The following is a 21,921-nucleotide window of genomic DNA, read 5'->3' as shown; positions in this document are numbered from 1 at the left end:
AATCATTCGCATTATTGAATGTCGAACTCCTGCGGGAGTCGATCATTGGGGGAGGCTTTAGCATGTACGCGAATCCGTATCGGCAACATCTGCTCAATCCGCTGGCCCTGGCGGTTCTGCTGGCGTGTCCGGGGCTGGCCATGGCCGCCGAGGCGCCACTCGAACTGCAGGCCACGCAAGTGCTCGGCACCGCCGAGGAAGAGCTGAAGCAGGCGCTCGGGGTTTCCATCATCACCGAGGAAGACATCCGCAAGGGTGGCGCGGTCAACGATATCGCCGAGATCATCCGCAAGCAGCCAGGGGTCAACCTGACCGGCAACAGTGGCTCCGGCGCGCGTGGCAACAACCGGCAGATCGACATCCGCGGCATGGGCCCGGAGAACACCCTGATCCTCATCGACGGCAAGCCGGTGAGTTCGCGCAATGCGGTGCGCTACGGCTGGCGTGGCGATCGCGATACCCGTGGCGACACCAACTGGGTCCCGGCCGAGCAGATCGAACGCATCGAAGTGCTGCGCGGCCCGGCGGCGGCCCGCTATGGCAGTGGCGCGGCGGGTGGCGTGGTGAACATCATCACCAAGAAGGCCGGCATCGAGCACCATGGCAACCTGAGCCTCTATACCAGCGTGCCGCAGCATGACGAGGAGGGTGCGACCCGGCGCATCAACTTCGGCCTCAGTGGGCCACTGGCGGACAACCTGTCCTATCGGGTCTATGGCAACCTGAACAAGACCGACTCGGACGCCGCCGACATCAACGAAGGCCGCGCGGTCAGTGCCTCCAATGCCGCCCTGGCGGGGCGCGAAGGGGTGCGTAACCGCGATGTCGATGGCACCCTGAGCTGGCGGATCGACGACTCGCAGACCCTCGACCTGCAGGCCGGCTTCAGCCGCCAGGGCAATATCTACACCGGCGATAGCATGAACAACCTGTCCGGCAGCGCCGTGGTGGATAACTACCGCGGCGCCTGGCTCGACCGCGAAACCAACCGCATGTATCGCAATACCTATTCCGTCACCCACCATGGCGACTGGGATTTCGGTTCCACGCTGAACTACCTGCAGTACGAGCGCACCCGCAACAACCGCCTCAAGGAAGGCCTCGCCGGCGGCCCCGAGGGCGCTATCTACAGCACTGACTTCGGCACTATCGAGCTGGAGAGCCTGACCGCCCACAGCGAGGTCAGCCTGCCGCTGTCCGGCCTGTTCGAACAGGTCGTGACGCTGGGTGCGGAGTGGAGCGAGCAGCGTATGGAGGACGGAGTCTCCGACCTCGCCGCGATCCAGAGCATCGGCTATCCGACCCGTTTCGACGGTGGGATCTCGGTGCGCACCGCCTCGCTGTTCATCGAGGACAATATCGAGCTGCTTCCGGGCACCATCCTCACACCGGGGCTGCGCTTCGACCACAACAGCTTGAGCGGCAGCAACTGGAGCCCGTCGCTCAACCTGTCGCAGCGCCTGGGCGAGGGCTTCACCTTCAAGGCCGGTATCGCCCGTGCCTACAAGTCGCCGAACCTGTACCAGAGCAACCCGTCCTACGCGCTGTACAGTAACGGTATCGGTTGCTGGGACTATGCCGGCGTCGGCTGCTTCCTGGTGGGCAGCGACAAGCTGGATGCGGAAACCAGCGTCAACAAGGAACTGGGCCTGGAGTTCGAGTCGGGCGACCTCCACGCCAGCTTCACCTGGTTCCGCAACGACTACCGCGACAAGGTCGAGGCCGGCCGCGAGCCGGTCGGCACGGTGAGTTTCACCCAGGGCAATACCACCCGGGTCGCCAACGTATTCCAGTGGGTGAACATTCCTCGCGCAGTGGTCGAGGGCTTCGAGGGCAACCTCAAGCTGCCCTTGGCCGCCAGCCTGGATTGGAACACCAACTTCACCTATATGCTGCAGTCGAAGAACAAGGAAACCGGTGAGCCGCTGTCGATCATTCCCGAGTTCACCGTCAACTCGACACTCGACTGGCAGGTCACCGACCCGTTGTCGCTGCAGGCCACCGTCACCTGGTATGGCCGGCAGACGCCGGGCAAGTACGACTATCAGGGGAATGTGCTGAGTGGCGATGCGCGCCGGGAGATTTCCCCCTACGCACTGGCCGGCCTGAGTGGCAGTTATGAGCTGAGCAGGAACTGGAGCCTCGGCGCCGGGGTCAGCAACCTGTTCGACAAGCGCCTGTACCGCGAGGGTAATGCCCGCGAGGCCGGGGCCTACACCTACAACGAGCCGGGGCGTACCTTCTACGCCAGCGTCAGCACGTCGTTCTGATCGACAGTGAACGGCGACGGTTTGCGTAGGGTGTGCCGTGCACGCCAGGGCTGTTGCTGATCATTCAGGTGCGCATGGCGCACCCTGCGCCGGACCCTGGGTCTGGCATCCGCCCGGCTCTGGCCGGGCGGATGTATTTTGGGGAGAGTGGATGAAAGCTTGGGTTCATATCCTGTCGCTGATGCTGCTGCCGGTGATTGCGCTGGCGCAGCCCGATCTGTCCCGCCCCGTGGGCGACACCCTCGCCGAGCGGGGTTCGGCGCATTACCGTTTCGAGCGCTTCGCACTGGACTCGGCCGACGGCCTGCGCCACTACCGGATCGACCTCGGCATACCGCGCAAGGCGCCGCCTGCCGCCGGCTACCCGGTGGCCTGGCTGCTCGATGGCAATGCCGCGCTGGCTGAGTTGCAGGAAGAATGGCTGGCCGAACTGGTACAGGGCGATCCACCGCTGCTGGTGATGGTCGGTTACGATACGGCGCTGCGCTTCGATGTCCGCGCGCGCACCTACGACTACACGCCGGCTCCGGCGGGGCAGGAGGGCTTGCTGGTCGAGGACTCGGTGCGCAACCGCGCGGCTGGCGGGGCCGTGGCTTTCCGCAGCCTGCTGGAGCGCGAAGTGCGCCCCCGGGTGAGCGCCCGGTACGCACTGGACAGCGCCCGCCAGACGCTCTGGGGGCACTCCTATGGCGGTCTGTTCGTGCTCGACAGCCTGTTCGGCGAGCCCGGGGGCTACCGCCACTATGTTGCAGCCAGTCCGGCGCTATGGTGGCAGGGCGGCCTGCTGCTGGACGCCGAGCGCCGTTACCGTGAGCTGGATGAGCGGCCGCCGGCGAGCCTGTCGATCCTGCGTGGCGCGGTCGAGCGCAGCGCCGGGGCAGACATCGATCCGCGCCTGCGGGATGCCCGCCGGCAGGCGCTGGCGGCAGTGCCGGCCGATGCCGCGGAGCAAATGGCGCGCCGCCTGGAGCGGCTGCCCGGGCTGGCCGTGGAGTACCGCGAATACACCGGGCAGGGGCATGGCGATACGCTGCCGCTGTCGTTGCGCCAGGCGCTGCGCCTGTCTGCCGGCTTGAATGAAAGATAGAGGAGAGCGTCGTGTCGAGATTGCTGTTATCGCTGTTGCTGATGGTTGCGCTGCTACCGGCCCATGCCGGGCAAACCCGGACCCTGACCGATGTCGCCGGACGCCAGGTGCAGGTGCCGCTCGAAGTCGATCGTATCGTGCTCGGCGAGGGTCGTTACCTGGCGACCCTGGCGATCTTCGACCGTGACGATCCGGTGCGCCGTGTGGTGGGCATGTTCGGCGAACTGGAGCGCCTCGACCCGGCCACCTATGCCCAGTATCTCGAGCGCTTCCCGCAGATCGGCAAGGTGCCGCGTGTCGGGCGTTCCAGCGAGGATTCCTTCAGCATCGAGCAGACCATCGCGCTGCGGCCGCAGGTGGCGCTGTTCGGCCTCGAAGGGCACGGGCCGACGCCGCACTCGCAGGAGGTGCTGGACCGGCTGCAGGCCGCCGGCATCACTGTGGTGTTCGTCGACTTCCGCAAGAATCCGCTGGAGAACACCACCCGCAGCATCCAGGTACTCGGCGAACTGCTGGGGCAGACCGAGGTGGCCGATGAGTTCGTCGCATTCTACCAGGAGGAAATGGCCAAGGTCCGGACGGCCGTGGCGCGCAGCCAGACCAGGCCGGTGGTGTTTCTCGAAAGCCGCGTCGGCCTGAACGACGAGTGTTGCGAAAGTATCGCCCACGGCCTGTTCGCCGACTATGTCGATGCGGCTGGCGGGCGTAACCTGGCCCAGGACAAGATTCCCGGCACCAGTGGCATGCTCAGCATGGAATACCTGCTGCAGGCGCAGCCCGAGGTCTATATTGCCACTGCCATCGGTTCGGTCGGGCATCTTGGCGACCAGCCCGGGCGCGTGGTGCTGGGCGTCGGCGCGGACGAGGAGGTGGCTCGACGTTCGTTGCGCCATGCCCTCGGGCGCCCCGGTTTCGCCGGCCTGGCCGCCGTCGAGCAGGGGCGCGCCCACGCCATCTGGCACCACTTCTACAATTCGCCGTTCAATGTCGCGGCGGTGCAGGCCATCGCGGCCTGGCTGCATCCGCAGGAAATGCAGGGCATCGACCCGCAGCGGACGCTTGCCGAGCTTTACCGGCGCTTCCAGCCGGTGCCGTTGCATGGCGCCTACTGGGTCGACCTGAATGACTGACCGCCTGGCCCGGGCCTACCGGCGTTTCCTGCGCCGGCGCCTGATCCTGCTGCTGTCATTGCTGGCGGCGATCCTCGCCAGCCTGGTGTTCGACGTGGCCAACGGCCCTTCGTCCATGGGGCTGGCGGATGTGCTGCGGGGCATTCTCGACCCGGGCGCGCTGAGCCTGGGCGAAGCGGTGATCCTCTGGGACGTGCGCATGCCCTATGCGGTGATGGCGCTGGTGGTCGGCGCCGCGCTCGGCCTGGCCGGTGCGGAAATGCAGACGGCGCTGAACAACCCGCTGGCCAGCCCGTTCACCCTGGGCGTGTCGGCGGCGGCGACCCTGGGCGCCTCGCTGGTGATCGTCTTCAACCTGTACCTGCCCGGTTTGCCGCATACCTACAGCATCCCGCTGGGCGCGTTCGCCTGCGCGGCCGGTTCGATCCTGCTGATCCAGCTATTGCTGCGCAGCTACGGCAACGGCGTGGAAACCGTGGTGCTGTTCGGCATCGCCATGGTCTTCGCGCTGGAGGCGCTGGTGGCGCTGATCCAGTTCATGGCCGACAGCGATACCCTGCAGCAGGTGGTGTTCTGGACCTTCGGCAGCCTGGGCCGCGCGACCTGGGACAAGGTCGCCATCGTCGCCGTGGTGCTCGCCTTGTGCCTGCCGTTCTCCCTGCGTCGGGCCTGGGCGATGACCACGCTGCGCGCCGGCGAGGACCAGGCGCGCAGTGCCGGGATCGCTGTCGACCGCCTGCGCATGATCGTGCTGCTGCGGGTCAGCCTGCTGGCCGCGGTGGCGGTGGCCTTCGTCGGCACCATCAGCTTCGTCGGCCTGGTGGCGCCGCATATCGCCCGCCTGCTGCTGGGCGAGGACCATCGCTTCTACCTGCCGGGCAGCGCCCTGGTCGGGGCGCTGATGCTGTCGCTGGCGTCGATCGCCAGCAAGGCATTGATCCCGGGGCTGGTGATCCCGGTCGGCATCGTCACCGCGCTGGTCGGCATCCCGCTGTTCATGGGGCTGATCCTCGGCCAGCGGAGGCGCCGATGAGCGGCCTGCTGGTGAATGGACTGACGGCTGGCTATGGCCGCCGGCATATTCTCCGTGACCTGAGCCTGCCGCCCTTGCCGAGCGGTTCGCTGGTGGCGCTGGTCGGCGCCAATGGCGTCGGCAAGTCGACCCTGCTCAGGGCGCTGGCCGGGTTGCAGCCGGCCTCGGGCCATATCGAGCTGGATGGCCTGGATATTTCCCGGCATGGCGCCGCACAGCGTGCCGGGATGATTGCCTACCTGCCGCAGACCCTGCCGCAGGGCAGTTCGTTGCTGGCCTATGAAACGGTGCTGGCGGCCAATCGCGCGGTCCCTTCGGGGCTGGCGCCCGCCGAGCTGCAGCGAGCGATCGCCGAACTGTTCGCCGTGCTCGATCTGCAGTCGCTGGCGATGCGCCGGCTCGACGAGCTGTCCGGCGGGCAGCGGCAGATGGTCGGGCTGGCCCAGGTGCTGGTGCGCCGGCCACGCCTGTTGCTGCTCGACGAGCCGACCAGCGCCCTCGACCTGCGCTGGCAACTCAAGGTATTGCAGACCGTGCGCCAGATCACCCGGGAGCAGGGGGCCGTGGCCTTGCTGGCGATCCATGACATCAACCTGGCGCTGCGCTTCTGCGATCACCTGGTAATGCTGGGCGAAGAGGGGCTGCTGGCCGCCGGCTGTCCGCAGCAAGTGCTCGACAGCGAGTTGCTGCGGCGTGCCTACGGTATCGAGGGGCGGGTCGAACGTTGTTCGCAGGGGTTCAGCCTGGTGCTGGCCGACCGCGCCTTGCCCATCCCACAACGAGAGAATCCTGCATGATCCATCTGCATGGCACAGTCGCGACTGCCTCGGCCTCCCTGTACATGACCAAGCTGTGCAAGCATTTCCGCCACAAGATCAGCGTCGAGTTCGATGAGCGGCAGGCACGGGCGGACTTTCCCTATGGGCACTGCCTGATGCGGGCCGAGCCGGACCTGCTGCGCTTCGAGTGCCAGGCGGCGGACGCCGAGTCGCTGGCGCGCATGCGGGCGGTGCTGGACGATCACCTGCCGCGTTTCTCACGGCAGGAGGGGCTGGTCATTCAGTGGTTGTAGAGCGCCAGGCCTGCAGCGAGAGCGAAACGAAAAGGACTTGGCGGGAGCAAGGCCCCGCCCAGGCTGATCGGGCTTGCAGCTTGCAGCTTGCAGCTTGCAGCTTGCAGCCTTCAGCGTATCTTCAGGCTGAAACCGATCCGCTGCAGCCAGTCGGCCTCGGCCTGGAAGTCCGCCAGGGTCAGCGGGTTGGCCTCCAGCCAGCCTTCCGGAAAGCGTACCTCGAGGCTCTGTTCTCCCGCCTTCAGCCTGACCTCGGGCATCGCCTGGTCGCTGCGTATATGGTGGAAGAGAATGGCGAAGCGCAGCAGTACGCACAGGCGCAGCAGCCTGATGCCTTCATCGCCGAATTCCGCGAACTTGTCCTTCGGGATATTGCGCCGATGCCCGCGCACCAGCGACGCCAGCATCAGTTGGTCCCGCCGCGAGAAGCCGGGCAGGTCCGAGTGCTCGATCAGGTAGGCGCCATGCTTGTGGTAGTGATAGTGGGCGATATCCAGCCCCACCTCGTGGATGCGCGCCGTCCAGGCCAGCAGTTCGCGATGGCCTTCGTCGAGCTTCCAGTCATCGGCCACCTGGTCGAAGGCTTCCAGCGCCTTGCCTTCGACGCGAGCCGCCTGTTCGGTATCGACGTGGTAGCGCTCCATGAGAAAGCTCAGGGTGCGGTCGCGCACGTCCTCCTGGTGCTGGCGGCCCAGCAGGTCATAGAGCACGCCTTCGCGCAACGCGCCTTCGGAGTGGCTCATACTGGACAGCTCCAGTGCGTCGAAGATGGCTTCGAGAACGGCCAGCCCGGCGGGGAATACGCTACGTCGATCGGCCTTGACGCCTTCGAGGTCGATCTTTTCCACGTCGCCCAGTTTCAATACCTTGTGCTTGAGCCAGGCGAGGCCGGCCCGGTTGACCTCGCCGTTGCCGTGCCCGCCGGCCTTTATCGCCAGCCCGACGGCGCGGATGGTGCCTGAGGCGCCGATCGCTTCCTGCCAACCGAGGCGATGCAGGCCCTGTTCGATACCCATCAACTCCAGGCGTGCGGCGGTGTAGGCCTGGGCATAGCGTGCGGGGGTTACCTTGCCGTCGCGGAAGTAGCGCTGGGTGAAGCTGACACAGCCCATCTGCAGGCTTTCACGCAGGTGCGAGTCGAACACTTCGCCGATGATGAACTCGGTACTGCCGCCGCCGATATCGACCACCAGGCGCTTGCCCGGCGAGCAGGGAAAGGTATGGGCCACGCCGAGGTAGATCAGGCGCGCTTCCTCGCGACCGGAGATCACCTCGACCTGGTGGTTGAGTATCTCTTCGGCACGGCGGATGAATTCCGCGCGGTTGCGCGCCTCGCGCAGGGCGTTGGTACCGACCACGCGTACCGCGCCCTCAGGCAGGTGGTTGACCAGTTGCGCGAAGCGCCGCAGGCAGTCGAGGCCACGCTGCATGGCGTTCTCGTCGAGGTTGCGCAACTCGTCCAGCCCCGCCGCCAGTTGTACTTTCTCGCCCAGACGTTCGAGGATGCGCATTTCGCCGTTGCTGGTACGCGCCAGCACCATATGGAAACTGTTGGAGCCCAGGTCGAGGGCCGCAATCAATGGGTGTGATTCGGGGGAGCTGTGGCGCATGGGCTTCTCTCGGTGCAAAACATCATCATCCTGACACGATCGTTCGCATCCGCCAACGCGTTCGGCTCTCCCGTCCCCACGCGGCAGGCTCGGCGCGCATCCTGATACAGCCGGCAAGAGCGCCTGAAGCTGGAGGCTGAACGAACGATGGCGCAGTAGGCGCCTTTCATCCAGCCTCCCGCGCCTTTATCGAGTCGACCTGCCACTGGGGGACGGCATGGTGCGATCGCCCGGCGATGGTATTACACGGATGTTGCAGGGAGGTTTCAGCGGCTCCGTGCCAGGGGCCGCCGCTTTGCTCCTGTTCGGGCATGAGCGCCAGTTCGCTCGGGCGCCATGATAGTTTTCGTTTTAGGGAGCCATTGCGAGGCTATATGGTATGGCGCTTTCGATCCTGGCCCGAGCGGGCTATGATGTCGCCCACTTTTCATGTTCCGATCTGGAGAGCATCCATGAGCGAATACATCAACAACGTCACTGACAGCAGTTTCGAGCAGGACGTCCTCCGGGCAGATGGCCCCGTTCTGGTCGACTACTGGGCGGAGTGGTGTGGCCCCTGCAAGATGATCGCGCCGATTCTCGACGAGGTCGCCAAGGACTATCAGGGCAAGCTGAAAGTCTGCAAGCTGAATATCGACGAGAACCAGGAAACGCCGCCGAAGTATGGTGTGCGCGGTATCCCGACCCTGATGCTGTTCAAGAACGGCAGTGTCGAGGCGACCAAGGTCGGTGCCCTCTCCAAGTCCCAGCTCGCCGCCTTCCTGGACAGCAACATCTGAGGCGTCATGCAAAAGCCCCTATTCCTGTCGGGGCTTTTAGTGAGCGCGTTCTGGACGAATGCTCCGGTGCGTGCTAGATTCCGCTTCGCGACACCTCCTCTTGGCTGTCGCTTCCTGCACGCCGCCGCCTCTCCTATAGCACGACGACCCGTTCGTATTCTGCTGCGCGGTCGACAAAGCCCAACGCTTTCATATCCTTCCTGATCATCTCTCTATGAATCTGACCGAACTCAAGCAAAAGCCCATCACCGAACTGCTGGAAATGGCCGAACAGATGGGCATCGAAAACATGGCCCGTTCGCGCAAGCAGGACGTGATTTTCTCCCTGCTGAAAAAGCATGCGAAGAGCGGTGAGGAAATCTCCGGGGATGGCGTTCTGGAAATCCTCCAGGATGGCTTCGGTTTTCTGCGCTCCGCCGATTCTTCCTACCTGGCCGGCCCGGATGACATCTATGTCTCGCCCAGCCAGATCCGCCGCTTCAACCTGCGTACCGGCGACACCATCGTAGGCAAGATCCGCCCGCCGAAGGAAGGCGAGCGTTATTTCGCCCTGCTCAAGGTGGACTCGATCAACTACGATCGTCCGGAAAACGCCAAGAACAAGATCCTCTTCGAGAACCTGACGCCGCTGTTCCCCAACAAGCGTTTGATCATGGAGGCCGGCAACGGCTCCACCGAGGACCTGACCGGCCGTGTCATCGACCTGGCCTCGCCGATCGGCAAGGGCCAGCGCGGGCTGATCGTCGCGCCGCCGAAGGCGGGCAAGACCATCATGCTGCAGAACATCGCGGCCAATATCACGCGCAACAACCCCGAGTGCCACCTGATCGTCCTGCTGATCGACGAGCGCCCGGAAGAAGTGACCGAGATGCAGCGCACCGTGCGTGGCGAAGTGGTCGCCTCCACCTTCGACGAGCCGCCGACCCGCCACGTACAGGTGGCCGAAATGGTGATCGAGAAGGCCAAGCGCCTGGTCGAGCACAAGAAGGATGTGGTCATCCTGCTCGACTCCATCACCCGCCTGGCGCGTGCCTACAACACCGTGATCCCCAGCTCCGGCAAGGTACTGACCGGTGGTGTCGATGCCCATGCGCTGGAAAAGCCCAAGCGCTTCTTCGGCGCCGCGCGCAATATCGAGGAAGGTGGTTCGCTGACCATCATCGCCACTGCGCTGGTGGAAACCGGTTCGAAGATGGACGAGGTGATCTACGAGGAGTTCAAGGGCACCGGTAACCTGGAGCTGCAACTGGACCGTCGTATCGCCGAGAAGCGTGTGTTCCCGGCCATCAACATCAACCGCTCCGGCACCCGCCGCGAAGAGTTGCTGACCGCCGAGGACGAACTGCAGCGCATGTGGATCCTGCGCAAGCTGCTGCACCCGATGGACGAAATCGCCGCCATCGAGTTCCTCCTCGACAAGCTGAAAGACACCAAGACCAACGACGAATTCTTCATGTCGATGAGACGCAAGTGACCGACAGGCGGCAAGCCGCCTGGGGCTGAGGGCTGGAGGCTGGACGACGTGCTTGTCGTCCAGCCTCCAGCCTCCAGCCTCCAGCGAACAGTGCGAGAGGCCATGCAATATCGCGATCTGAGAGATTTCATCCGCGCCCTCGAGGCGCGCGGCGAGTTGAAGCGTATCCAGGCGCCGGTATCGCCGGTGCTGGAAATGACCGAAATCTGCGATCGGACCCTGCGCAAGCAGGGGCCGGCCTTGCTGTTCGAGAAGCCGCTCGGTTTCGCCATGCCGGTGCTGGGCAACCTGTTCGGTACGCCGCAGCGGGTCGCGCTGGGCATGGGCGCCGCCGATGTGTCCGCCCTGCGCGAGATCGGCAAGCTGCTGGCGATGCTCAAGGAGCCGGAGCCGCCCAGGGGGCTCAAGGATGCCTGGTCGAAGCTGCCGATCTACCGCAAGGTGCTGTCCATGGCGCCCAAGGTGCGCAAGGATGCGGTGTGCCAGGAAGTGATCATCGAGGGCGAGGATGTCGACCTCGGGCAACTGCCGGTGCAGACCTGCTGGCCCGGCGATGTGGCGCCGCTGATCACCTGGGGCCTGACGGTCACCCGCGGGCCGAACAAGGAGCGGCAGAACCTCGGCATCTATCGCCAGCAGGTGATCGGCCGCAACAAGGTGATCATGCGCTGGCTCAGTCACCGTGGCGGCGCCCTGGACTTCCGCGAGTGGTGCGAGAAGTACCCGGACCGCCCCTATCCGGTGGCGGTGGCGCTGGGCGCCGATCCGGCGACCATCCTCGCGGCGGTGACGCCGGTGCCCGACAGCCTTTCCGAATATGCCTTCGCCGGGCTGCTGCGCGGCAACCGTAGCGAGCTGGTCAAATGCATCGGCAGCGACCTGCAGGTGCCGGCTGGCGCCGAGATCATCCTCGAAGGGCACATATACCCGGGCGAGACAGCCGATGAAGGTCCCTATGGCGACCATACCGGCTACTACAACGAGGTGGACCGCTTCCCGGTGTTCACCGTCGAGCGCATCACCCGCCGTCGAGATGCCATCTATCACAGTACCTATACCGGGCGCCCGCCGGACGAGCCGGCGATCCTTGGCGTAGCGCTGAACGAAGTGTTCGTGCCGATCCTGCAGAAGCAGTTCCCGGAGATCACCGACTTCTACCTGCCACCGGAAGGCTGCTCCTACCGCATGGCGGTGGTGACCATGAAGAAGCAGTACCCCGGCCATGCCAAGCGGGTGATGCTGGGGGTCTGGTCGTTCCTGCGCCAGTTCATGTACACCAAGTTCGTCATCGTCACCGACGACGATATCAATGCCCGGGACTGGAACGACGTGATCTGGGCCATCACCACGCGCATGGACCCCAAGCGCGATACGGTGATGATCGAGAATACGCCGATCGACTACCTCGACTTCGCCTCGCCGGTGTCCGGCCTGGGGTCGAAGATGGGGCTGGATGCGACACACAAGTGGCCGGGGGAAACCAGCCGCGAGTGGGGCCGCGCCATCGTCAAGGACCCTGCCGTGACGGCGCGGGTCGACGAGTTGTGGCCGCAACTGGGGCTGGACTGATTCCGGCTTCCTATAACTGAATCCCCGGCATCGACCGGGGGCTTTTTGTGGTTTGCCATACCCGGCCGCCACCCAGCGGGCCATCGCCGGCACGATGCCGGAATGCCTCCTGGCAATTTTGTCTTGATGTGACGTGCAGATGAAAGTGACCTTGCAGCCTTGCGGCGCCGTGCTGGAGGTGCGCGCTGGCGAAACCCTTCTGGAGGCCGCCCGGCGCCTCGGCTATGAATGCCCCCATGGTTGCCGTAATGGCAATTGCCATGTGTGTGAGGCCTTGCTGGTCGAGGGGCGCATGCAACAACAGGGTGTTGTTCTCGATCATGGCGAGTTCTTCGCCTGCATGGCGGTGCCCCTGGAGGATTGCGTGGTGCTCTGGGACGGTGTGCTGGCGCTCGGTGAACTGCCGGAGCGCGAGCTGGCCTGCCAGGTGCTTGCCTGCGAGGACGTGGGCGGGGATGTGTTTCGCCTGCGCCTGCTGGCGCCAGCGGGCAGGCCTGCGCGTTATCACGCCGGGCAGTACCTGCTGATTCGCCGCGAGGATGGCGGCGAGTCGGCTTTTTCCCTGGCGTCGGCACCGGGGCAGGGGCGCGAGCTGGAATTGCATGTGCTGGCGCGCGAAAGCTCGGCCATCGAGTTGCTGGCCTTCCTGCGGCGCCAGGGTTTCGCACAGGTGCGCATGCCGTTCGGCGATACCCACCTGGCGCAATTGCCCGATGGGCCGCTGGTACTGATCGCGGCCGGCACCGGCATGGCACAGATGCACAGCCTGATCGAGCATTGCCGGCGCAGCGGCTTTGCCCATCCCGTACACCTGTACTGGGGGGCGCGCACGCCGGAGGATTTCTACCAGCTACCGCATTGGAATGAGTGGCGCCAGGTGCCCGGGCTGGTATTGCACCAGGTGGTCAGTGAGCTGTGCGGTTGGTCCGGCCGCTGCGGCCTGCTGCACGAAGCGGTGCGTGAGGATTTCCCCGACCTGTCGCGTTTTCACGTCTATGCCAGCGGTTCGCCGGCCATGGTCTACGGTACGCTGGATGCGCTGGTCGAGGCGGGGATGGATGCGCACCAGATGCGCGCCGATGTCTTCGCCTATGCGCCTAGATAGATAAAGCCGAAAAGAGCGCCATAGGCTGGAAGGCTGGACGAAAAGCCGGAAAAGCTTGTCCCGCCTCCAGCCTTGGCTCAGTTCGCCTGCCGTTGCTGTGGCAGCAGGTTGCTGTAGCCGTTGCCGGCCAGCGATTGCTGGGCTTTGCTCATCTGTTCGCGGCTGGCGAAGGGGCCGACCAGCACGCGGTACCAGGTTTCACCCTTGACCGTACCGCTTTCCACCCGCACGTTGTGCCCGTGCAGGAGGATCTCCGCGCGCACCTGGTCGGCATCGCCCTGCTTGCGGAACGAGCCGGCCTGCAGGAACAACTGGGTGGTCGGCGCCTTGGCGACCACCGCGGGCGCCGGTGGCGGCACCTCGCCGTTGAGGGCCGCCTGGGCGCGGGCTTCGTCGATCCTGGCGGCTTGCTCAGGGGTCACCGGTTTGGGCGGTTGGGCCGCCGGTTTTTCCGCTTCCGGCGGCAGTATCACTTCCGACTCGGGCAGTAGCGTATAGAAGTCGTACTTGGGTTTGGCCTGCTGGTCCGGGCGCGTCGCCGAAGGCTTGGGCGCCTCGCTCTTCCTGGCGTCTTCGCGGGGGCGTTTGACTTCATCCCCGGCCGGCTCCAGGTTCATCAGGAACACCACGAAGCCGCCGATCAGCAGGCCGCACAGCAGCCATACCCAACCGGGCACGGGCTTTTTCTGCGGCGCCTGGTAACGGCTGGCGCCGCGTTTGGGGGCGGGTTTCTTCCTGGCCACTTACATGCGCTCCAGGGTTTCCAGGCCCAGCAGTTGCAGACCCTGGCGCAGCGTGCGGCCGGTCAGGGCGGCCAGGCGCAGGCGGCTCTGGCGGGTGGCCGGGTCTTCGGCGGTAAGCACCGGGCAGTGTTCGTAGAAGCTGGAGAACAGGCCGGCCAGGTCGTACAGGTAGGCGCACAGCAGGTGCGGCACGCCCTTTTCCCCAACGCCGTTGAGCACTTCGGCGAACTGCGCGAGTTTGGCGGCCAGTGCCTGTTCCTGTTCGGCCTGCAGGGCGATGCGGCCTTCCAGCGGCGCGTCGAGGTCGCCGTCCAGCTTGCGGAAGATGCTCGCCACGCGGGTGTAGGCGTACAGCAGGTAGGGTGCGGTATTGCCCTCGAAACTGAGCATATGCTCGAAGTTGAAGCTGTAGTCGCTGGTGCGGTGCTTGCTGAGGTCGGCGTATTTCACCGCGCCGATGCCGACCGCGTGGGCGATCTGGCGCAGTTCGGCTTCGTCCAGCGTGGGGTTCTTGCCCTTGACCAGGGCATAGGCGCGCAGTTCGGCTTCGTCGAGCAGGTCGACCAGTTTCACCGTGCCGCCGTCGCGGGTCTTGAACGGGCGGCCGTCGGCACCGTTCATGGTGCCGAAGCCCATGTGCTCCATGTCGAAGTGCGGGTCGACGAAGCCGGCCAGGCGGGCGGCGGCGAAGAACATCTGGAAGTGCAGGGCCTGGCGCTGGTCGACGAAGTACAGCGCCCGGTCGGCCTTGAGCACGCGGCTGCGATAGCGCGTGGCGGCCAGGTCCGTGGTGGCGTAGAGGTAGCCGCCGCCGGCTTTCTGCACGATCAGTGGCAGCGGGTTGCCTTCGGCATTGCGGAACTGCTCCATGAACACGCACAGGGCGCCGTCGCTCTCGGTCAGCAGGCCCTGGGCGCGCAGGTCTTCCACGACCCTGGGCAGGTCGTCGTTGTAGGCGCTTTCGCCCTTTACATCGTCCATGCCCAGCTTCACGCCCAGGCGTTGGTAGACGCTCTGGCAGTGGCTCAGGGATATTTCGTTGAAGCGTTGCCACAGGCGCAGGCAGTCGCTGTCGCCGGCTTGCAGGCGCACCACCAGTTCGCGGGCGCGGTCGGCGAATTCGGCGGATTCGTCGAAGCGCTTCTTGGCGGCGCGGTAGAACGACTCCAGGTCGGACAGGCCGGCGCCGTCATCCACCGGCTGCTCCTGCATGTACGCCAGCAGCATGCCGAACTGGGTGCCCCAGTCGCCGACATGGTTCTGCCGGACCACCTCGTCGCCGAGGAATTCCAGTACCCGTGCGGCGCTGTCGCCGATGATGGTCGAGCGCAGGTGGCCGACGTGCATTTCCTTGGCCAGGTTGGGTGCCGACAGGTCGACCACCACCCGCTGGAGCGGGCCGGCCTTGCGCACGCCGAGGCGTTCGTCGGCGAGGGCGGCGTCCAGGCGCTCGGCCAGCGCGGCGGTATTCTGGAAGAAATTGAGGAAGCCCGGCCCGGCGATTTCCACCTTGCTGATGCCGGCATCGGCCGGTAGCGCCGCGATCAGCTTCTCGGCGAGCTCGCGGGGTTTCAGGCCGGCGGGCTTGGCCAGCATCAGCGCGATATTGCTGGCGAAGTCCCCGTGGCTCTTGTCCCGGGTGTTTTCCACCTGGATGGCCGGTGCCGGCCCGGCGGGCAGCACGCCCTCGGCGCTCAGGCGGTCGAGGGCGTGCTGGATCAGGTGGCGGATGCTGTCTTTCATGGTCTGCTCGGGTCGTCCGGGGGCATTGGTCGCAAACTGCGCATTATAGAAGCAGCGGCAAGCTGCAAGCCACAAGCGGCAAGGAAAAGCGCAAACAGCGCTGGAAGGCTGGAGGCTGGACGAAAGAGCCTGGCAATCGGTGTTCTTCGTTCAGCTTTCCAGCCTCCAGCGCTTTTATCGAAGCACCTTGCCGCTTGCAATTTGTGGCTTGCCGCTCAAAACAGATCTATCGGATCCACATCCAGCGACCAGCGCACGCTCCGGCCGCCCGGCAGTTGTTCCATATGTGGCAGCAGTGTGCCCAGCAACTGGTGCAAGGCCGGGCGGGTGTTGCTCTGCAGCAGCAGTTGCGCGCGGTAACGGCCGGCGCGGCGCTCCATCGGGGCGGGTACCGGGCCCAGCAGTTCGATGCCGCCCAGGCCCTGTTCGTTCACCAGCCGTTCGGCCTGCTGGCAGGCTGCGTCGAGAAAGCCTTCCGCCTGGCCCGGCTTGTGCGCTTCGGCGCGCAGCAGGGCCAGGTGGCTGAATGGCGGCAGGCTGGCCGCCCTGCGTTCCGACAGGGCCTGTTCGGCAAAGGCGAAGTAGCCCTGCTCGGTCAGTTGCACCAGTAGCGGATGGTCGGCCATATGGCTCTGGATGATCACCTTGCCGGGCTCGCCGGCGCGGCCGGCGCGGCCGGCGACTTGCACGATCAGTTGCGCCATGCGTTCGCTGGCGCGGAAGTCGGCGGAGAACAGGCCGCCATCGGCATCGAGGATCGCCACCAGGGTGACACGGGGGAAGTGATGCCCCTTGGCCAGCATCTGGGTGCCGACCAGCAGGCAGGGTTCGCCCCGGTTGATGGTGGCCAGCAGCTTTTCCATCGAGCCCTTGCGCGCCGTGCTGTCGCGGTCGATGCGCAGCACCGGGTAGTCGGGGTACAGGGTGTTCAGGCGTTCCTCGGCGCGTTCGGTGCCGGCGCCCACCGGGCGCAGGTCGACCTTGCCGCAGTCCGGGCAGCGCAGGGGCTGGCGTTGTACATGGCCGCAGTGGTGGCAGCGCAGTTCGCTGTGGCGCTGGTGCAGGGTCATGCGCGCATCGCAGCGCTGGCACTGGCTGGTCCAGCCGCAATCGTGGCACAGCAGGGTCGGCGCGAAGCCGCGGCGGTTGAGGAACACCAGTACCTGTTGGCCGGCCTGCAGGGTCTGGGCGATGGCCTGCTGCAGCGGCCCGGAGATGCCCGAGTCGAGTGGGCGGCTCTTCACGTCCAGGCGCAGGAAGCGGGGCGCGCTGGCGCCGCCGGCGCGACGGGTCAGCTTGAGCAGCGCATAGCGCCCGGCATGGGCGTTGTGCAGGCTTTCCAGCGAGGGCGTGGCCGAGCCGAGCAGGATCGGCACCTGTTCCTGGCGCGCGCGCACCAGGGCCAGGTCGCGGGCATGGTAGCGCAGGCCCTCCTGTTGTTTGTAGGAAGCGTCGTGTTCTTCGTCGAGGATGATCAGGCCGGGCGACTTCAGCGGCGTGAACAGTGCCGAGCGGGTGCCGATGACGATATCCACCTCGCCATCGCGGGCCGCCAGCCAGATGTCCAGGCGCTCGCGGTCGCTGACGTTGGAGTGCAGCAGGGCGATGCGTGCATTGAAGCGCCGTTCGAAGCGCGCCAGGGTCTGCGGCCCGAGGTTGATTTCCGGAATCAGCACCAGGGCCTGCTTGCCCGCCTCCAGCACGGCCTGGATCAGTTGCAGGTAGATCTCGGTCTTGCCGCTGCCGGTGATGCCCGCCAGCAGGAACGGGTGGAAGCTGCCGAGGCTGGCACGTACCGCTTCGAAGGCGATGCGTTGTTCATCGTTGAAGGTCAGCGCCGGTTGCAGCAGCCAACTGCCATGGTGCGGGGCGGGTGGGGCATTGCAGCGGCGTATCTCGATGCGCAGCAGGCCCTTTTCCAGCAACAGCTCCAGGCTGCTGCGGTTCAACTGCAGTTTACCCAGCAGTGCCTGTGGCACGCCGTGCACATGCTGGGCGATGGCCTTGAGCGCTTCGCGCTGGCGCGGCGCGCGCGCCAGGCGCGGGTCGTCGGCGCTGGCGCCCTCGGCCAGGTGCCATACCTGCTCCTGGCGCGCTTCGGCAGGTTCCCCCTGGCGCAACAGCACCGGCAGCGCCCAGCTCAGGGTGTCGCCCAGGCTGTGCTGGTAATAGCGCGCGGTCCACTGGCACAGGCGCAGCAGCGATTCCGGCAGCGGCGTCTGGCCGTCGAGCAGTTCCGTCGCCGCTTTCAGCTTGTCGGCCGGGACTTCGCTGTGCTCGCCGCTCTCGACCAGGATGCCGATCACCTCGCGGCGCCCGAACGGTACCCGCAGGCGCACGCCCGGGCGCAAGGACGACGCGGGTACGCCCGCAGGCGGTAGATAGTCGAACAGGCGGCGCAGCGGTGAGGGTAGGGCGAGGCGCAGTATCGGTCCGGGCACAGGCGAATCCTTGTGTGGTGCTTCGGGCGGTGGCGCAGTATCGCGTAAAAAGCCGTTCGGCCCTATCCGGCGATGGTGGGCGGGTTTGCGGCAGCATAGCTGAACGAGCGCTGAATGAACTTCGTTTTGTGCTGGCGGCCTGCTGCTGTGGCGGATAGGGTCGCTTCGCCTCGTGTATCGGGGGGCTTCCGTCTTCGCTGAGTTCGCATGCCCATGCGTTGGAGTTTCCGTGTCTACCCTGTTTCCCGTGGCGCGCTGGCGCGCCAAGCCCCTGTTGTTCTGCCATCTCGCCGCCATTGTGCTGATGGCCAGTTGGCTATGGGGGCCGAGCCGGGCCGGCTGGGACCAACTGGATGCCGCCGTCTTCCAGTGGCTGAACGGCTCTCTGGGGCATTCGAACTTGTGGGACGGGGGCTGGGCGCTAGCCAGCACCCGCTTGTCCGATATCCTGGTGGGCGCCGTGATGCTGGTCTTGCTGATTCACCATGGCGCGGTGTTCGAGTCGATCCAGGTGCGGGCCGCGCTGTTCACGTTCCTGGCTCTGCTGCTGGTGCTGCTGGTCATTCGCGTGCTGTTCGACCGGATGGCCGGGCCACTGGGTTGGCAGCATGTCAGCCCTTCACTGGCATTCGAGGGCGCCTATCAACTGAGCGATCACTTTCCGGCACTGGAGCGGGTGCTGGAGATCAAGGACCGTTCACGCCGCAGCTTCCCGGGGGATCATGCCTCTGTGCTGCTGTTGTGGGGGCTGTTCATGGCGATGTTCGCGCGGGGGCGTTGGCGAGTTCTGGTGCTGGGCCTGGCTGCGCTGTTCATGCTGCCGCGGCTGGTGGCGGGGGCGCACTGGCTGAGTGACGACCTGGTCGGCGGGCTGGCCATCGCGTTGCTGGCTCTGGGCTGGGGCTATTGCACGCCGCTGGGGGCGCAGATCGCCAGGTTGCTGGAGCTGCTCGCGCGGCCTTTCCTGTCGCTGGGTGCGCAGATTCCCCTGGTGCGGAAACTGGCGTTGTTCCGCCAGCCCTGAACGGCTACTGCGCGCCGTCGCGCAACTGGTGGAGCTGGCGCCGCTGTTTCTTGGTTGGCCGGCCTTCCGTCTGCAAGCCGAGGGCGCCGGCCTTGCGCAAGGCCGTGGCACGTTCGCGGCGGGCCAGGCTGTCGGCGGTTTCTTCATAGAGTTGCTGGGCCTGGGGGGCGCCACGGCGGACTGCCGAGAGCGCGATGATGACCACGGTGCGCTCGTCGAAGCCGCTGCGGATCAGCAGTTCGTCGCCGATCTTCGGTTCCCTGGACGGTTTGCAACGTTCACCCCGGCAATGCACCTTGCCGCCCTCGATGGCCGTCTTGGCCAGGGCGCGGGTCTTGAAAAAGCGTGCGGCCCACAGCCATTTGTCCAGGCGGATCTTGTCTTCTTCACTCATCGGTTTCACCCATAGATAGCGCTCTCCGCGTGCGTGGAGCGAAAGCATACGGTCATTGCGCCGATGAGGATATGGGCCTTCCCGTGTGTTCCCCGGCCTTTCGCGGCGTGTCGCGCGAGCAGCCCGCGGCGGGAAGCTGCCGGATGAAGTGATATTGTTTTGCTATACGTCAAGAAGTCTTCCCCTGACTTTCCTTAGGGTCTGCTTCCGCTTCACTCACGGTCGCATCGGTCCCTGTCCCCGCATGGGCGTCTGCCCGCCTGAGCGCAGGCGCGGTCATTTCCTTGTCAGATACTGCAAAGACAATGGGAAGTTGTCTCTTGGGAAGTGCATCTCCCGTGGGAATCGAATTGCACTATATATGTATGCATAGTTTGTTGTATTTTGCGGGCAGCCGCATATGAGAGAACTGCGAACATGAAGAGCAAGGTTGCACTGACCGGCCGCGAGGTCAGGCTCGGTGACAATGAACAGATCATCAGTAAGACCGACCTCAAGGGGCGCATCATCTACGCCAACCGGCCGTTCATGCGTATTTCCGACTTCGCCGAGCCTGACCTGCTGGGGATCCAGCACAATATCGTCCGCCATCCGCAGATGCCGCGCGGGGTGTTCCACATGATGTGGGAAACCCTCAAGTCCGGGCAGGAGTTCTTCGGTTTTATCCAGAACCTGACGGCCAACGGCGATCATTACTGGGTGTTCGCCAATGTCACGCCGGACCAGGAGCCGGGCGGGAAGGTGGTGGGCTATTTTTCCGTGCGACGCAGGCCGTCGGCCAGAGGTGTGGCGACGATCCAGGCCCTGTACGCGGATATGCTCGCGGTCGAGAGCAATGCCGGCCCGGCCCGGGCCATCGAGGCTTCCCGCGCCTATCTTGCCGAGCGCCTGGGGCAGCAATCCTACGAACGTTTCGTTCTTGCCTTGCAGTTGGGTTGAGGAGCGCATCATGCGACACACCGTGGAATCCGGCCAGCACCACCTCAGCCGGCACTCTCTGTTTCTTGCGCGGCGCTTCGCCGTCGCCTGCGCGGTCTTCTGGATAGCCATTGCCGCGTTGGCAGTGATCGAAAGCCTGCGCAGCGGATTCAGCTATCTGCATGTCGTCTTTCCGCTGGCGACGGCGCTGTTCGCCCTGTTCACCCTGCAGCAGTTCCGCCGTCCGCTGGAGACCTTGAGGGTCATGCGCCAGGTGCTCCACGAAGGGCGCCAGGGACGGTTGCACCAGCGCGTCACACGTACGGCCAAGCTGGGCGAGATCGGGCTGGTGGCCTGGGAACTGAACGAAATGTTCGACCTGGTGGAAACCTACTTCAAGGAAGTGAACACCTGTTTTACCCGCGCTGCCGGCGGCGAATACCATCGCCGGGCGCTGGACGGCGCGATGCCGGGGCAGTTCGCCGACTCCCTGCAGCGTATCAACGAGGCCCTGCAGGCGATGGAGGACAACGCGCACTACATCGCGCGCAACCGCCTCAGTTCCGGTATGCACGGGCTCAACATGAGCAAGCTGCTCGGCAACCTGCAGGGCAACCAGGCCGATCTCAGCTCGGTGAGCCGGGAAATGGACGAGGTCACCCGGATCGCCGATGACAACCTCAGCGCCGCACGTGAAAGCCGGCAGACCACCGAGGCCATCGGCAGCGCCCTGGAAGGCATCGGCGAGCGCATGACGCAGATGCGCCAGGCGGCCGAGGAGCTGGGGGATGCCAGTCGCCATATCGACCGCACCATCCTGATCATCGCGGAGATTTCCGACCAGACCAACCTGCTGGCGCTCAATGCCGCCATCGAGGCCGCGCGCGCAGGCGAACATGGGCGTGGTTTCGCCGTGGTGGCCGATGAGGTGCGCAAGCTGGCGGAGCGTACCAAGAGCGCGGCGACCGAAGTCGGCACGATCATCGAGAGCCTGCGTGGACGGGTGGGCGGCATGATCGAGCAGACCGGCCAGGCCAGCGACGTATCGGTTGCCGCGGCCGGGCAGGTCAGCGAATTCCGCGCGCGTTTCCTGCGCTTCGCCGAGTCGACCGAGTGCACCCTGGGCCTGCTCGCCCGTGCCAAGGACCTGGCCGATGCCTCGCTGGCCAAGCTCGATCATGTGTTGTACATGCAGAACGCCTACACCGCGATCGAGGGCAACGGCGAAGACGCGGTGGCCGCGGTGGCGCGCCAGGATGCGAACTCCTCCGAACTCGGCCGCTGGTACCACGAGGGCACCGGGCGCGCGCGTTTTTCCGGTACCGAAGCCTTCCGCAGCATGGACAAGCCCAACCAGCGGGTGCACGAACGGGTGCATGAGGTGCTGGCTTTGCTGGAGCAGGACTGGGAACGCGACCCCAAGGTGTGCGAACGCATGATGGTGGCGATGCGCGAGGCCGAGCTGGCCAGCGCCGAAGTGCTCGGCGCCATCGATGCGATGGTGGTCGAGCGGCACGGGCGGACATAGG

Annotated in this window: 18 protein-coding genes; 13 read left to right on the top strand and 5 right to left on the bottom strand. The window is 65.5% G+C overall.

What is annotated here, in order from left to right; genetic code table 11:
- Window positions 1-62: 62 nt before the first annotated feature.
- The 6 genes from DNJ95_RS00185 (at window position 63) to DNJ95_RS00160 (ending at window position 6,592) form a co-directional block, all read left to right on the top strand.
- Entirely contained in the window at window positions 63-2,270 is a 2,208-nt protein-coding gene (locus DNJ95_RS00185) for a TonB-dependent siderophore receptor (RefSeq protein ID WP_131182707.1), read from the top strand.
- Window positions 2,271-2,421: 151 nt separating this feature from the next.
- The gene (locus tag DNJ95_RS00180; protein WP_131182706.1) at window positions 2,422-3,357 is read left to right on the top strand and encodes an alpha/beta hydrolase; all 936 of its coding nucleotides are present in this window, start codon (window positions 2,422-2,424) and stop codon (window positions 3,355-3,357) included.
- 11 nt (window positions 3,358-3,368) lie between these two features.
- Window positions 3,369-4,487 (top strand): ABC transporter substrate-binding protein, encoded by a 1,119-nt coding sequence (locus DNJ95_RS00175; protein WP_207388765.1) that lies wholly within the window; start codon window positions 3,369-3,371, stop codon window positions 4,485-4,487.
- Window positions 4,480-5,520, top strand: a complete 1,041-nt coding sequence (locus tag DNJ95_RS00170) for a FecCD family ABC transporter permease (RefSeq protein ID WP_131182705.1) — start codon at window positions 4,480-4,482, stop codon at window positions 5,518-5,520. Before DNJ95_RS00175 ends, DNJ95_RS00170 begins: the two co-directional genes overlap by 8 nt.
- Complete coding sequence (locus DNJ95_RS00165) at window positions 5,517-6,317, top strand: ABC transporter ATP-binding protein (RefSeq protein WP_131182704.1); 801 nt, start codon at window positions 5,517-5,519, stop codon at window positions 6,315-6,317. The genes DNJ95_RS00170 and DNJ95_RS00165 overlap by 4 nt, the downstream gene beginning before the upstream one ends.
- Complete coding sequence (locus tag DNJ95_RS00160; RefSeq protein ID WP_131182703.1) at window positions 6,314-6,592, top strand: DUF2218 domain-containing protein; 279 nt, start codon at window positions 6,314-6,316, stop codon at window positions 6,590-6,592. Before DNJ95_RS00165 ends, DNJ95_RS00160 begins: the two co-directional genes overlap by 4 nt.
- 110 nt (window positions 6,593-6,702) lie before the next feature.
- Here the strand turns inward: DNJ95_RS00160 and ppx are convergent, their stop codons facing one another.
- A complete protein-coding gene (gene ppx / locus DNJ95_RS00155) occupies window positions 6,703-8,202 on the bottom strand; it encodes an exopolyphosphatase (protein WP_131182702.1) in 1,500 nt (499 codons plus the stop codon).
- 452 nt (window positions 8,203-8,654) lie between these two features.
- Here ppx and trxA point away from each other — a divergent pair, with 452 nt between their 5' ends.
- The 4 genes from trxA (at window position 8,655) to DNJ95_RS00135 (ending at window position 13,129) form a co-directional block, all read left to right on the top strand.
- The gene (trxA, locus tag DNJ95_RS00150; protein ID WP_131182701.1) at window positions 8,655-8,981 is read left to right on the top strand and encodes a thioredoxin TrxA; all 327 of its coding nucleotides are present in this window, start codon (window positions 8,655-8,657) and stop codon (window positions 8,979-8,981) included.
- A gap of 214 nt (window positions 8,982-9,195) precedes the next feature.
- A complete protein-coding gene (gene rho / locus DNJ95_RS00145) occupies window positions 9,196-10,455 on the top strand; it encodes a transcription termination factor Rho (protein ID WP_131182700.1) in 1,260 nt (419 codons plus the stop codon).
- Between the two features lie 102 nt (window positions 10,456-10,557).
- Window positions 10,558-12,024 (top strand): 4-hydroxy-3-polyprenylbenzoate decarboxylase, encoded by a 1,467-nt coding sequence (gene ubiD / locus DNJ95_RS00140; protein WP_131182699.1) that lies wholly within the window; start codon window positions 10,558-10,560, stop codon window positions 12,022-12,024.
- 139 nt (window positions 12,025-12,163) lie between these two features.
- Window positions 12,164-13,129, top strand: coding sequence for a CDP-6-deoxy-delta-3,4-glucoseen reductase (locus DNJ95_RS00135; RefSeq protein WP_131182698.1), 966 nt, complete (start codon window positions 12,164-12,166; stop codon window positions 13,127-13,129).
- Window positions 13,130-13,206: 77 nt separating this feature from the next.
- Here the strand turns inward: DNJ95_RS00135 and DNJ95_RS00130 are convergent, their stop codons facing one another.
- The 3 genes from DNJ95_RS00130 to DNJ95_RS00120 form a co-directional block, all read right to left on the bottom strand.
- Window positions 13,207-13,872 (bottom strand): SPOR domain-containing protein, encoded by a 666-nt coding sequence (locus tag DNJ95_RS00130; RefSeq protein WP_131182697.1) that lies wholly within the window; start codon window positions 13,870-13,872, stop codon window positions 13,207-13,209.
- Window positions 13,873-15,615, bottom strand: a complete 1,743-nt coding sequence (gene argS / locus DNJ95_RS00125; RefSeq protein WP_131182696.1) for an arginine--tRNA ligase — start codon at window positions 15,613-15,615, stop codon at window positions 13,873-13,875.
- Window positions 15,616-15,830: 215 nt separating this feature from the next.
- On the bottom strand, window positions 15,831-18,056 hold the full coding sequence (locus DNJ95_RS00120; RefSeq protein WP_131182695.1) for a primosomal protein N': 2,226 nt from the start codon (window positions 18,054-18,056) through the stop codon (window positions 15,831-15,833).
- A gap of 229 nt (window positions 18,057-18,285) precedes the next feature.
- On the opposite strand from DNJ95_RS00120, the gene DNJ95_RS00115 reads away from it, so the two are divergent.
- On the top strand, window positions 18,286-19,080 hold the full coding sequence (locus DNJ95_RS00115) for a phosphatase PAP2 family protein (protein ID WP_242671965.1): 795 nt from the start codon (window positions 18,286-18,288) through the stop codon (window positions 19,078-19,080).
- Between the two features lie 4 nt (window positions 19,081-19,084).
- Here DNJ95_RS00115 and DNJ95_RS00110 read toward each other — a convergent pair whose 3' ends face one another.
- Entirely contained in the window at window positions 19,085-19,474 is a 390-nt protein-coding gene (locus tag DNJ95_RS00110) for an RNA-binding S4 domain-containing protein (RefSeq protein WP_131182694.1), read from the bottom strand.
- Between the two features lie 417 nt (window positions 19,475-19,891).
- Here DNJ95_RS00110 and DNJ95_RS00105 point away from each other — a divergent pair, with 417 nt between their 5' ends.
- Window positions 19,892-20,413, top strand: a complete 522-nt coding sequence (locus tag DNJ95_RS00105; protein WP_131182693.1) for a PAS domain-containing protein — start codon at window positions 19,892-19,894, stop codon at window positions 20,411-20,413.
- 10 nt (window positions 20,414-20,423) lie between these two features.
- The gene (locus DNJ95_RS19620; protein WP_207388766.1) at window positions 20,424-21,920 is read left to right on the top strand and encodes a methyl-accepting chemotaxis protein; all 1,497 of its coding nucleotides are present in this window, start codon (window positions 20,424-20,426) and stop codon (window positions 21,918-21,920) included.
- Window position 21,921 lies beyond the last annotated feature (1 nt).

Source organism: Stutzerimonas kirkiae, from assembly GCF_004327335.1.
Classification (GTDB): domain Bacteria; phylum Pseudomonadota; class Gammaproteobacteria; order Pseudomonadales; family Pseudomonadaceae; genus Stutzerimonas; species Stutzerimonas kirkiae.
Note: the sequence above shows the minus strand (reverse complement) of the source record. Positions and strands in the feature narration are given on the sequence as shown.

Excerpts from the sequence above, each read along its gene's own strand:
- DNJ95_RS00185 (WP_131182707.1), top strand. The coding sequence starts at position 63 with ATGTACGCGAATCCGTATCGGCAACATCTGCTCAATCCGCTGGCCCTG.
- DNJ95_RS00180 (WP_131182706.1), top strand. The coding sequence starts at position 2,422 with ATGAAAGCTTGGGTTCATATCCTGTCGCTGATGCTGCTGCCGGTGATT.
- DNJ95_RS00170 (WP_131182705.1), top strand. The coding sequence starts at position 4,480 with ATGACTGACCGCCTGGCCCGGGCCTACCGGCGTTTCCTGCGCCGGCGC.
- DNJ95_RS00165 (WP_131182704.1), top strand. The coding sequence starts at position 5,517 with ATGAGCGGCCTGCTGGTGAATGGACTGACGGCTGGCTATGGCCGCCGG.
- DNJ95_RS00160 (WP_131182703.1), top strand. The coding sequence starts at position 6,314 with ATGATCCATCTGCATGGCACAGTCGCGACTGCCTCGGCCTCCCTGTAC.
- ppx (WP_131182702.1), bottom strand. The coding sequence starts at position 8,202 with ATGCGCCACAGCTCCCCCGAATCACACCCATTGATTGCGGCCCTCGAC.
- trxA (WP_131182701.1), top strand. The coding sequence starts at position 8,655 with ATGAGCGAATACATCAACAACGTCACTGACAGCAGTTTCGAGCAGGAC.
- rho (WP_131182700.1), top strand. The coding sequence starts at position 9,196 with ATGAATCTGACCGAACTCAAGCAAAAGCCCATCACCGAACTGCTGGAA.
- ubiD (WP_131182699.1), top strand. The coding sequence starts at position 10,558 with ATGCAATATCGCGATCTGAGAGATTTCATCCGCGCCCTCGAGGCGCGC.
- DNJ95_RS00135 (WP_131182698.1), top strand. The coding sequence starts at position 12,164 with ATGAAAGTGACCTTGCAGCCTTGCGGCGCCGTGCTGGAGGTGCGCGCT.
- argS (WP_131182696.1), bottom strand. The coding sequence starts at position 15,615 with ATGAAAGACAGCATCCGCCACCTGATCCAGCACGCCCTCGACCGCCTG.
- DNJ95_RS00110 (WP_131182694.1), bottom strand. The coding sequence starts at position 19,474 with ATGAGTGAAGAAGACAAGATCCGCCTGGACAAATGGCTGTGGGCCGCA.
- DNJ95_RS00105 (WP_131182693.1), top strand. The coding sequence starts at position 19,892 with ATGAAGAGCAAGGTTGCACTGACCGGCCGCGAGGTCAGGCTCGGTGAC.
- DNJ95_RS19620 (WP_207388766.1), top strand. The coding sequence starts at position 20,424 with ATGCGACACACCGTGGAATCCGGCCAGCACCACCTCAGCCGGCACTCT.